This is a genomic window from Duganella sp. AC917 (assembly GCF_979258245.1).
Genome location: NZ_OZ409848.1, coordinates 5812887 through 5824697, shown reverse-complemented (window position 1 = coordinate 5824697; position 11811 = coordinate 5812887). Strand labels below are relative to the sequence as shown.

9 protein-coding genes are annotated in these 11811 nt (G+C 63.0%); 5 read left to right on the top strand and 4 right to left on the bottom strand.

Translation table 11 applies throughout. The annotated features are described in order from the left end of the window. Positions 1-2 precede the first annotated feature (2 nt). From ACZ0BA_RS25490 to ACZ0BA_RS25480, 3 genes are all read right to left on the bottom strand, one after another. Complete coding sequence (locus ACZ0BA_RS25490; protein WP_463453898.1) at positions 3-422, bottom strand: HIT family protein; 420 nt, start codon at positions 420-422, stop codon at positions 3-5. A gap of 26 nt (positions 423-448) precedes the next feature. Then, a complete protein-coding gene (locus ACZ0BA_RS25485; protein ID WP_463453897.1) occupies positions 449-4462 on the bottom strand; it encodes a DUF3683 domain-containing protein in 4014 nt (1337 codons plus the stop codon). A gap of 225 nt (positions 4463-4687) precedes the next feature. Next, positions 4688-5179, bottom strand: coding sequence for a YqaA family protein (locus ACZ0BA_RS25480; protein WP_463453896.1), 492 nt, complete (start codon positions 5177-5179; stop codon positions 4688-4690). A gap of 276 nt (positions 5180-5455) precedes the next feature. On the opposite strand from ACZ0BA_RS25480, the gene ilvA reads away from it, so the two are divergent. The 5 genes from ilvA to rapZ all read left to right on the top strand — a co-directional run bounded on the left by ilvA (position 5456) and on the right by rapZ (position 10602). Continuing rightward, positions 5456-6991, top strand: coding sequence for a threonine ammonia-lyase, biosynthetic (ilvA, locus tag ACZ0BA_RS25475; protein WP_463454829.1), 1536 nt, complete (start codon positions 5456-5458; stop codon positions 6989-6991). Between the two features lie 74 nt (positions 6992-7065). Next, a complete protein-coding gene (gene queF, locus ACZ0BA_RS25470; protein WP_463453895.1) occupies positions 7066-7899 on the top strand; it encodes an NADPH-dependent 7-cyano-7-deazaguanine reductase QueF in 834 nt (277 codons plus the stop codon). Between the two features lie 318 nt (positions 7900-8217). Beyond that, on the top strand, positions 8218-8700 hold the full coding sequence (locus tag ACZ0BA_RS25465; RefSeq protein ID WP_315223119.1) for a PTS sugar transporter subunit IIA: 483 nt from the start codon (positions 8218-8220) through the stop codon (positions 8698-8700). Positions 8701-8801: 101 nt separating this feature from the next. Continuing rightward, complete coding sequence (gene hprK / locus ACZ0BA_RS25460) at positions 8802-9737, top strand: HPr(Ser) kinase/phosphatase (protein WP_315223117.1); 936 nt, start codon at positions 8802-8804, stop codon at positions 9735-9737. 4 nt (positions 9738-9741) lie between these two features. Then, positions 9742-10602, top strand: a complete 861-nt coding sequence (rapZ, locus tag ACZ0BA_RS25455) for an RNase adapter RapZ (protein ID WP_463453894.1) — start codon at positions 9742-9744, stop codon at positions 10600-10602. Between the two features lie 16 nt (positions 10603-10618). On the opposite strand, the gene ACZ0BA_RS25450 is transcribed toward rapZ, so the two are convergent. Beyond that, the gene (locus ACZ0BA_RS25450; protein ID WP_463454828.1) at positions 10619-11701 is read right to left on the bottom strand and encodes an enoyl-CoA hydratase/isomerase family protein; all 1083 of its coding nucleotides are present in this window, start codon (positions 11699-11701) and stop codon (positions 10619-10621) included. Positions 11702-11811: the final 110 nt, after the last annotated feature.

Genomic DNA, 11811 nt, shown 5'->3' with positions numbered 1-11811 from the left:
AATCAGGCGTTCAGACGTTCGACAATGGCCGCGTGCAGCGCCGGCACCAGCGCGCGGCGCGCGGCCAGCACTTCCGGCGCAGCGGAACGCACCGCCGTGGCAAAGCTCGAGTTGGGGAAATGCGCATCATCCAGATAACGCGGAATCACATGCCAGTGCACGTGCGGCGTCATGTTGCCGAAGCTCGCGAGGTTAATCTTCTCAGGCGCCATCACGGCGCGCTGTGCCGACTCGACCGCGAACACAACCTCCATCACACGGCCACGCTCGGCCGCGCTCAGATCCGTCATCTCCTTGACGTGGTCGTTCCACACCACGCGCGTGAACCCGGGATATTCGGCATCATCGACGGCGATCACCGACAGCTGATCGTCGCTCCAGATGACGACGCCCTCGGCGGGCGCCGCCAGCAACTTGCACAAATCACAGGTGTGAGCAAACCCCGCCGTCACACCAGCACCCGCTCGATGCCACCGTCGTTGGCGCGCTTGACGTAATCGGCCATCCAGTTGTCGCCCAGCAGATGCTTGGCGATCTCGACGACGATGTAGTCGGCCGTGGTGCCGGCGTCCTCGCCGTAGCGCGACACGCCGCCCAGGCAGGCCGGGCAGCTGGTCAGGATCTTGACCTCGCCCTCGAAGCCGTCGGCGCGCAGCTTGTCGGCGCCCTTGATGACTTCCTCTTCCTTGCGGAAGCGCACCTGCGTCGAGATGTCCGGACGCGCGATCATCAACGTCCCGGAATCGCCGCAGCAACGGTCGTTCTTCTCGATCTTGACGTTGTCGTGGGTGGCGATCAGGCCGTTGACGGTCTTGGTCGCTTCCTGCAACTTCATCGGCGTGTGGCACGGCTCGTGGTACATATAACGCGTGCCCGTCACGCCTTCGAGGCGCACCTGCTTCTCCAGCAGATACTCGTGGATGTCCATGATGCGGCAGCCCGGGAAGATCTTCTCGAACTCATACGTCGCCAGCTGGTCGTAGCAGGTGCCGCATGACACCAGCACCGTCTTGATGTCCAGATAGTTGAGCGTGTTGGCCATGCGATGGAACAGCACGCGGTTATCGGTCATCATCTTCTCGGCCTTGTCGTACTCGCCCGAGCCGCGCTGCGGATAACCGCAGCACAGGTAGCCCGGCGGCAACACGGTCTGCACGCCCACTTCCCACAGCATCGCCTGCGTCGCCAGGCCGACCTGCGAGAACAGCCGCTCCGAGCCGCAGCCCGGGAAGTAGAACACCGCCTCGGTATCGGCCGTGGTCTTCTTCGGATTGCGGATGATCGGGATGACCTTATCGTCCTCGATGTCGAGCAGCGCGCGCGCGGTCTTCTTCGGCAGGCCGCCCGGCATTTTCTTGTTGATGAAGTGAATCACCTGCTCGCGCACCGGCGGCTTGCCGGTGGTCGGCGGCGGCGCCTTGGTCTGCTTCTTGGCGAATTTCTTCAGCAAATCATTACCCAGGCGCTGCGCCTTGTAGCCGATCCCGACCATCGCCGCGCGGGTGGCGTTGATGGTGGCCGGATCGGTGGCGTTGAGGAAGAACATCGCTGCCGACTTGCCCGGATTGAACGATTTCTTGTCCATCTTGCGCAGCAGGTTGCGCATGTTCATCGACACGTCGCCGAAGTCGATGTTGACCGGACAGGGCGTCACGCACTTGTGGCAGACGGTGCAGTGGTCGGCCACGTCCTCGAACTCTTCCCAGTGCTTGATCGAGATGCCGCGACGGGTTTGTTCCTCGTACAGGAACGCTTCGATCAGCGACGACGTCGCCAGGATCTTGTCGCGCGGCGAGTACAGCAGGTTGGCGCGCGGCACGTGCGTCGAGCACACCGGCTTGCACTTGCCGCAACGCAGGCAGTCCTTGATGCTGTTGGCGATCTCGCCGATATCGCTTTGCTGCATGATCAGCGATTCGTGGCCCATCAGCCCGAACGAAGGCGTGTAGGCATTGGACAGATCCGCTTCCATGCCCGGCAGGTTCAGCAGCTTGCCCTTGTTGAAGCGCCCTTCCGGATCGACGCGCAGCTTATAGTCGCGGAACGGGCCGATTTCTTCCTCGGTCAGGAACTCCAGCTTGGTGATGCCAATGCCGTGCTCGCCCGAGATGACGCCGTTGAGCGAACGCGCCAGCACCATGATGCGTGCGACGGCGGCGTGCGCCAGTTGCAGCATTTCGTAGTGGTCGGAGTTGACCGGCAGGTTGGTGTGGACGTTGCCGTCGCCGGCGTGCATGTGCAGCGCCACGAACACGCGCCCGCGCAGCACGCGCTTGTGGATCGCGGTCGCCTCGTCGAGGATCAGCTTGTAAGCCGCGCCGCTGAAGATCTGGCGCAGCTGGGCGCGGATTTCCTGTTTCCACGTCACGCGGATGGTGCGGTCCTGGACGATGTCGAACAAGGTCGCGTCAGGTTGTATCTTCAGGCGTTCGTCGAACACGGCCAGCAGGCGCTCCAGGCCCAGCGCGGCCAGTTCGCCGGTGACGGCGTTCAACGGCTTGTCGAGCTCGGACAGCAGATAGGTCCAGCGCGCGTGCACCTGTGCCAGCAACGCTTCTGCCTGCTGCACGCGGTCGCCCAGCATTTCCTCGTCGCCGACGCCATCGTCGGCGTCGTCGCTCTTGCCGATCGGCAGATTGCCGGCGGCGAAGAACTCGCGCAGTTCGTCGACCAGTTGCAGCTTGTTCTTGATCGACAGCTCGATGTTGATGCGCTCGATGCCGTCGGTGTACTCGCCCATGCGGTTGAGCGGAATCACCACGTCCTCGTTGATCTTGAAGGCGTTGGTGTGGCGCGCGATGGCGGCCGTGCGGGCGCGGTCGAGCCAGAACTTCTTGCGCGCCTCGGGGCTGACGGCGACAAAGCCCTCGCCCACGCGGGTGTTGGCGATGCGCACCACTTCCGACGCGGCCATGGCCACGGCGTTTTCGTCGTCGCCGACGATGTCGCCGAACAGCGCCATCTTCGGCAGCACGCCGCGTTTCGACTTGGTGGCGTAGCCGACCGCGCGCAGGTAGCGCTCGTCCAGATGCTCCAGACCGGCCAGGCGCAAGGTGGCGAACTGCTCGCCCTTGGCCGGCAGGCCGTCGAGGTAATCCTTGATTTCAACGATGGACGGGATCGCGTCGCGCGCCTGGCCGAAGAACTCCAGGCAGACGGTGCGCGCGAACTTCGGCATCTTGTGCAGGATCCAGCGGCCCGAGGTGATCAGGCCGTCGGTGCCCTCCTTCTGGATACCCGGCAGGCCGGACAGGAACTTGTCGGTCACGTCCTTGCCCAAACCTTCTTTGCGGAAGGTGCGGCCGGCGATCTCCAGGATCTCGGTCTTGAACGGCGCGCCTTTGGATTCGCCGCGCGCGCTGGGATGCGTCCACTCCAGTTTGAAGCGGGCCAATGGGGTGTCGTGGATCTTCGACAGATTGTGGTCCAGGCGCGTGACTTCGAGCCAGTCGCCGTTCGGATCGACCATGCGCCACGAGGCCAGGTTGTCGAGCGCGGTGCCCCACAGCACGGCCTTCTTGCCGCCCGCGTTCATGGCGATGTTGCCGCCGATGCAGGAGGCGTGCGCCGAGGTCGGATCGACCGCGAACACGAAGCCGGCTTTTTCAGCGGCTTCGGAAACCTTGTTGGTGATGACGCCGGCGCCGGTGTAGATGGTGGCGTATTCCTTGTCCAGGCCGGGCAGCACCTTCATCTCGACCGGGCCCATGTTGAGCAGCTTCTCGGTGTTGATGACGGCCGACATCGGCGTCAGCGGAATGGCGCCGCCGGTGTAGCCGGTGCCGCCGCCGCGCGGGATGATGGTCAGCCCAAGTTCGATACAGCCCTTGACCAGGCCGGCCATTTCCTCTTCGCTGTCGGGCGTGAGCACCACGAACGGATACTCGACGCGCCAGTCGGTCGCGTCGGTCACGTGCGAGATGCGTTTCATGCCGTCGAAGCAGATGTTGTGCTTGTCGGTGTAACGGCCCAGCACCTTGTAGGTGCGCTTGCGCAAATCGTAGACCTGCTTGAATTCCTCGCCGAAGTCGGCCACCGCCTTGCCGGCGGCGCGCAACAGCTTGACCACGTTGACGCTGCGCTGCTTGGCGGCGTCCGACTCGCTGCCGTCGTCGTCGATGGTCAGGCGGCGCTTGTCGACCTCGGCCAGACGGTGGTGCAGCGCGTTGATCAGCTCCTGGCGGCGCTTTGGATTGTCGAGCAGGTCGTCCTGCAGGTACGGATTGCGGCGCACGGCCCAGATATCGCCGAGCACCTCGTACAGCATGCGGGCCGAGCGGCCGGTCTGGCGGGCGCCGCGCAGTGCGTCGAGCAAGCTCCACGATTCCTCGCCCAGCAGCCGGATGACGATCTCGCGATCGGAAAACGACGTGTAGTTATAAGGAATTTCGCGGAGACGCTGGGCCTCCGGTCCGTGGGGCGTTTCCGCCAGCAGAGCTTGGATTTGTGCAGGAGCATTCATTATGCGATTGGACTTGTAAACAGTACCGGGGGAGTGTCATTCTAGCGTATTGCGACGCACCATGTCGGAACAGCCTTAGAAGCCGGGGGGACTCTCGCGTTGGCCGCCCTGCGCTATTAATTTGCGGATGAGCCCGATCACGTGTTATAAAATTCAATATTGCCGTTAAAAACGGAACGAAATTCAGAATCCAACGCATCGGGCGATACGATCCATTGCACCAGATTAGCCCAACATCTGCCCGATCCGGTGCCAGACGCCGTCCGGCACATACAACAACAAGGTCGTCATGGTCAGGTAGCGCAGCAGTTTGCCGACGCACATGTAGGCCAGGCTGGGCCAGAAAGGCAGCTTGAGCCAGCCGCCCAGGGTGCACAGCGGATCGCCGATGCCGGGCAGCCAGGCCAGCAACATGGTCTTGGCGCCGTAGCGCTCGAGCCAGTGGAACCAGCGGCTCTTGCGCTCCTTGGCGAAGGTGGTTTTGGCCTGGTAGCCGATCCAGTAATCGACCGCACCGCCCAAGGTATTGCCGACGGTGGCCACGGCAATCGCGCTCCAGAACAGTTCCGGATTGGCTTTGATGACGGCAAACACCGCCGGCTCCGAGCCCAGCGGCACCAGGGTGGCCGACACAAAGCTGATGAGAAAGACCGATGTCAGGCCCACTTCTGGCGCCGCGAGCACGTTGAGCAGCCAGGCGATTGCAGATTCGATCATCGGTTTCTTTAACGAGAAGAAAGTGTCCATTATAATGATCCGCACACCGCACGATTGAACCGCCCGGTCCTTGCCTACAGGCATCGGACCCGCGCCCTGCCCGACCCGGTCACCCGCCGGATAGTTAGCATCGACCCGCCGCGGAGCCTTCCGGGGTCAAGTCTGTCATTCGGACACGAGCTGTGCCGTAGCCGCTGTTACAGCACAGCTCGTGTCCGAATGACAGACTTGACCCCGGCGAAGGTTCCAGCCCTCTGGAATCACTGTTTGAAGACTATGACTATCGACTATCTGAAGAAAATCCTGACCGCGCGCGTTTATGACGTCGCTGATGAAACTCCGCTGGAACTCGCGCCGACCTTGTCGCAGCGTTACGAGAACCGAATTTATTTCAAGCGCGAGGACATGCAGAGCGTGTTCAGCTTCAAGATTCGCGGCGCCTATAACAAGATGGCCCACCTGAGCGACGCGCAGCGCAAGCGCGGCGTCATTTGCGCCTCGGCCGGCAACCATGCCCAGGGCGTGGCGCTGTCGGCGGCCAAGCTGGGCTGCCGCGCGCTGATTGTCATGCCAACCACCACCCCGCAGGTCAAGATCGACGCCGTCAAGGCGCGCGGCGGCGCCGACGTCGAAGTGGTGCTGTTCGGCGAGTCCTATACCGACGCCTACAACCACGCGCTGACCCTGGAACAGGAGCAGAAGCTGACCTTCGTCCATCCGTTCGACGATCCGGACGTGATCGCCGGCCAGGGCACCATCGGCATGGAAATCCTGCGCCAGCACTCCGGCCCGATCCACGCGATCTTCGTGGCCATCGGCGGCGGCGGCCTGATCTCTGGCGTGGCGTCGTACGTCAAGGCGATCCGCCCGGACATCAAGATCATTGGCGTGCAGACCATCGATTCGGATGCGATGGCGCGCAGCATCAAGGCCGGCGAGCGCGTCACCCTGGCCGATGTCGGCCTGTTCTCGGACGGCACCGCCGTGCGCCTGGTCGGCGAGGAAACTTTCCGTATCGCCCGCGAACTGGTCGACGACATCATCATCGTCGACACCGACGCCATCAGCGCGGCCATCAAGGACGTGTTCACCGACACCCGCAGCATCCTGGAACCGGCCGGCGCGCTGGCCATCGCAGGCGCCAAGGCCTACATCGAGCGCGCGGCAATGACCAAGGACCCAATCAAGAACGAGACGCTGATCACCATTGCCTGCGGCGCCAATATGAATTTCGACCGCCTGCGCTTTGTTGCCGAGCGCGCCGAACTGGGCGAGGCGCGCGAGGCGGTGTTTGCCGTCACCCTGCCCGAGCAGCGCGGCAGCTTCAAGCGCTTCTGCTCGCTGGTGGGGCCGCGCAATGTCACCGAGTTCAACTACCGTATCAGCGACAAGGACGAGGCGCACGTGTTCGTCGGCGTGCAGATCGCCGACCGTGGCGAGTCGGGCGCGCTGGCGCGCAAGTTCGAGGAGCATGATTTCAAGACCTTGGACCTGACCCACGACGAATTGGCCAAGGCCCACATCCGCCACCTGGTCGGCGGCAAGAGCGGACTGGCCAAGGACGAGCTGCTGTACCGCTTCGAGTTCCCGGAACGCCCGGGCGCGCTGATGCGCTTCCTCGACAGCATGGCGCCGAACTGGAACATTTCGCTGTGCCATTACCGCAGCCAGGGCGGCGACGTCGGCCGCATCCTGATCGGCCTGCAGGTGCCGTCCGAGGAGATGGGCGCGTTCGCGCAGTTCCTTACCACGCTCGGCTACCGCTACTGGGACGAGAGCGCCAATCCGGTGTACAAGCTGTTCCTGGGCTAGCAAGGCCTGGCGGGCTTGGAACGCGCGGGGTGAAATTAGGCTACCATTTCACCTTTACCGTTTCAAAGCCCGCCATGACCAACTCCGTCGACCTGTCCCCGCTGGGAAAAACCTCCGCCTACCGCACCGATTACGCGCCGGAGCTGCTGTTCCCGATCCCGCGCCAGGGCAAGCGCGACGAGCTGGGCCTGGCCGGCACGCTGCCGTTCTTCGGCGTCGATATCTGGAACGCCTACGAAATCTCGTGGCTGAACCAGCGCGGCAAGCCGCAGGTGGCGATCGCCCGCGTGACCTTTCCGGCCGATTCGCCCAACATCATCGAGTCGAAATCGTTCAAGCTCTACCTCAATTCGTTCAACCAGACCCGCCTGGAAAACGTGGTGGCGCTCAAGTCGCTGCTGCAACAGGACCTGACCGAGGCCGCCGGCGCCAACGTCCACATCACTATCACCCAGCCGGAGGAATTCGGCATGATCTCGATGGGCGAACTCGACGGGCTGCTGCTGGACCGCCTCGATATCGAGGTCGACAACTACAGCCCGTCGCCAGCAATACTGAAGGCCGCGCACGACGAGGAGCCGGTCGAGGAAAAACTGGTGTCGCACCTGCTCAAGTCGAACTGCCTGGTCACCGGCCAGCCCGACTGGGCCAGCGTGCAGATCCACTACGCCGGCCCGCAAATCGACCAGGAAAGTTTATTGAAATATCTGATCGGTTTCCGGGAGCACAACGAATTCCACGAGCAATGCGTCGAACGCATCTTCGTCGACATCCTGCGCGAATGCGCGCCGCAGCAACTGGCGGTGTACGCGCGCTACACCCGTCGCGGCGGTCTCGACATCAATCCGTGGCGCAGCAATTTCAGCACGGCACAGAAACCGCCCAACCTGCGCGGCGCACGTCAATAGCCAAAATCAGGCGTATGATGTGCTCAATGATGTGAACAATGATGCGTCTTTTGTAAGAAATGAGCGCATCGGCGTAAAAACGCGAAAAATCGGAAAACCCCGGCGGTTTGCAGCGAAAAACCGGCGTTTTCGTAGTTTATAACGCATAAATAGCAAATGCTTTCTGTGGTGCATATTTAATAACACCCGTGGCAGCCCAGCGCGCCGGCTGCCTGACGTCAAAGCAACGCCGGCGCGAGCGAATTCATGTTGCACGGCGCACAAACAAGCCTATAATTCGGCGGCACGCCTTGTGCGTCGTAACATTCTTATCGTCTTATGAATAACCTGAGCAAAATACTCTCCCTCGACAATGTGCTGCTTGATCTGGAAGTCTCCAGCAAGAAGCGGGCATTCGAGCAAGCCGGCCTGATCTTCGAAAACAATTGCGGCATCGCCCGCTCCACCGTCTCGGACAACCTGTTCGCGCGCGAGCGCCTCGGTTCCACCGGGCTCGGTCATGGCGTAGCCGTGCCGCACGGCCGCATCAAGGGCATGAAGAGCCTCAAATCGCCGCTGGCCGCGTTCGTCCGCCTGGCCGAGCCGATTCCGTTCGAGTCGCCCGACGGCAAGCCGGTCAACCTGCTGTTCTTCCTGTTGATTCCGGACCACGTCACCCAGCAGCACCTCGAAATCCTGTCGGAAATCGCCGAGATGTTCTCGGACGACGCCTTCCGCACCGCGCTGAGCACCGACCCGGACCCGAAATCGGTGCACTCGCGCATCATCAACTGGATGCCGAGCCTGCAGGCGGCAGGCTGACAAGCCGGCTCCGAAGTGGCTTGCAAGCATGAGGTGCTGGACAATAGGTTAAACTAGGGACGTAGCTCCACCTTAGTCCAACCTTGAGATAAAGACGACCCATGCTGCAAACGCCGCTGACGATACAAAGGCTTTACGACGACAATCGCGAGAGTTTGCAGCTCGGCTGGTTTGCCGGCTTTCCCGGCGGCGAGCGCCTGATCTCCGGCGACGTCGCCTCCGCCGCCGATCAGGTCGGCCACTTGAACACCATCCACCCGGGCCGCATCCAGGTTTTCGGGCACCAGGAAATCAATTACTACCAGCGCCTGAAGGCACTTACGCGCGCCCACGTCATCGGCGAGCTGATCGCTGGTGGCCCGCCGGCGCTGATCATCGCGCAGGGCCTGGAAACGCCGCCCGACATCCTCGCCATCTGCGACGAAAAAAACATCCCGCTGTTCTCCACTCCGTTACCTGCCGCACAGGTGATCGACTTCCTGCGCGTGTATCTTTCCAAGAAGCTGGCGCAACGCATCATCATGCACGGCGTCTTCATGGACGTGCTGGGCGTGGGCGTGCTGATCACCGGCGACTCCGGCCTCGGCAAGAGCGAGCTCGGCCTGGAACTGATTTCGCGCTCGCACGGGCTGGTGGCCGACGACGCGGTCGAGTTTTCGCGCATCGCGCCGAACATGATCGAGGGCCGCTGCCCGGCCTTGCTGCAGAATCTGCTGGAAGTGCGCGGGCTGGGCTTGCTGGACATCAAGGCGATCTTCGGCGAGACGGCGGTGCGCCGCAAGATGCGCCTGAAACTGATCGTGCATCTGGTGCGCCGTGGCGCGGCCGAGGAGGAAGTGGAGCGCTTGCCGTTCCAGTTCCCGACCGAGGACGTGCTGGGCCTGCCGATCCGCAAGGTCGTCATTCCCGTCGCGGCCGGCCGCAACATCGCGGTGCTGCTGGAGGCCGCGGTACGCAACACGATACTGCAATTGCGCGGCATCGACACATTACAGGAGTTCATGGAGCGCCAACGGCAAGCCATGAGCGGAGATTAAATTCATGCGCATCGTCCTCATCACCGGCATCTCCGGCTCCGGCAAATCGGTGGCCCTGAATGTGCTGGAAGACACCGGTCACTACTGCGTCGACAACCTGCCGCCGGCGTTGCTGTCGAACCTGGTCTCGACCCTGGCCGAGGAAGGCTTGCAGGCGCTGGCGGTGGCGGTCGACGCCCGCAGCGCCGAATCGCTGGCCTCGCTGCCGGCCGACGTCAAGCGCCTGCGCGAAGAGGGACACGACGTCAAGGTCATGTTCCTGACGGCAAACACGCACTCGCTGGTGGCGCGCTTCTCGGAGACGCGCCGCAGCCATCCGCTGTCGCACGAGCTGCGCCCGGGCCAGAATCCGGCCGCGCGCCGCACCTTGATCGAATGCATCATGGAAGAGCGCGAGCGGCTGTCGGCCATCGAGCAGTTGGGCCATGTGGTGGACACGTCCGAACTGAGCGCCAACAAGCTGCGTGCCTGGGTCAAGGATCTGGTCGCCAGCGAGGGTGCGCCGCTGACCTTGTTCTTCGAATCGTTCGCCTTCAAGCTGGGCGTACCGATGGACGCCGACTTTGTGTTCGATGTGCGGGCGCTGCCGAATCCTTATTATGATTTGACGTTGCGTCCGCTGACCGGGCGCGACACGCCGGTGATCGATTTCCTCGATGCCCAGCCGAGCGCCATCGAGATGCTGGGCGACATCCGCGCGTTTGTGGAAAAGTGGCTGCCGTTCTTCAAGACCGACAACCGGAGTTATCTGACGGTGGCGCTGGGTTGTACCGGCGGCCAGCACCGGTCGGTGTACATGGCGGAGAAACTGGCCGCGTATTTCCATCCGAACGAACGCGTGGTATTGCGCCATCGCGAGCAGTAGCGTCCGGCGAGGACGGTTAAAGGTGTCGCAGCGGGTGGGCATAGTCCGGCCACACCGGTTCGAATAGCCGCTGCACCATTTCCCCCGTCACAGCCTCCAACGACGGCGGATTCCATTTCGGCGCGTTGTCCTTGTCGATGACCAGCGCGCGCACGCCTTCGATGACCTCGCCATGCTCAAACACGCGCCGCACCAGCGCGCGTTCCATGCGCAGGCAGCCGGCCATCTCCAGCGCCGCGCCGCGTGCGATCAACTCGTGCGTCACGCACATCATCAGCGGCGACCGGCTCGCCATCGTGCGCACAGTTTCAAGCGCGAACGGGCTCGCGTCCGACTCCAGCGACGCAACGATCGCCGGCACCGACCCCGCGCCGAAGTGACGGTCGATGGCCGCGCGCTCAGCCTCCAGCTTGCTTGCCCCGGCATCGCCCCTGAACGGCTCGGCGAAGGCCGCGATCGCCTCGACCAGCTCCGCGCCCGGGGTAGCCTCCAGAATCGCGTACAGCACCTCCAGTTCGTCGGACGGCACATAGTGATCGGCCAGTCCCGCATACAGCGCATCGGCGGCGCCGATCGTCACGCCGGTCACGCCCAGATAGCGCCCCAGCCCGCCCGGCGCCCGCGACAGGAAATAGCTGCCGCCCACATCCGGGAACAGGCCGATATTCACCTCGGGCATCGCCATCTTCGTGCGCTCGGTGACGATCCGCACCCGGCTGTCCGGCCCGCTCTGCGCGATGCCCATGCCGCCGCCCATGACCACGCCGTCCATCAGCGCGATGTAGGGTTTGGGATAGCTGTGCACCAGATGATTGAGCGCATACTCCTCGGTGAAGAAATCTTCGATCAGCGCGCTGCCCGCTTGCGGCGTGGCGCGGCCGGCCTCGTAAAAGAAGCGGATGTCGCCGCCGGCGCAGAAGGCCTTTTCGCTGCTGCTGCGGATGACCACGGCTTCGACATCCGAGTCGTCACGCCAAGTCAGCAGCGCCGCCGTGATGGCGCGCAGCATTACCAAAGACAGGGAGTTCAACGCCTTGGGCCGGTCCAGCGTGATAAAGCCGGTGCCGTTGATGATGCTGGTGTGGACCAATTCGCTCATGATGCCGCCGTCGCGTGATAAAAAAGCCATTCTACCGCCGAAACGGGATAAATTATTTTCACCAGATCGCAGCCGGACACAAATCGCGGACACAAAAAAGGGCGCCCTTG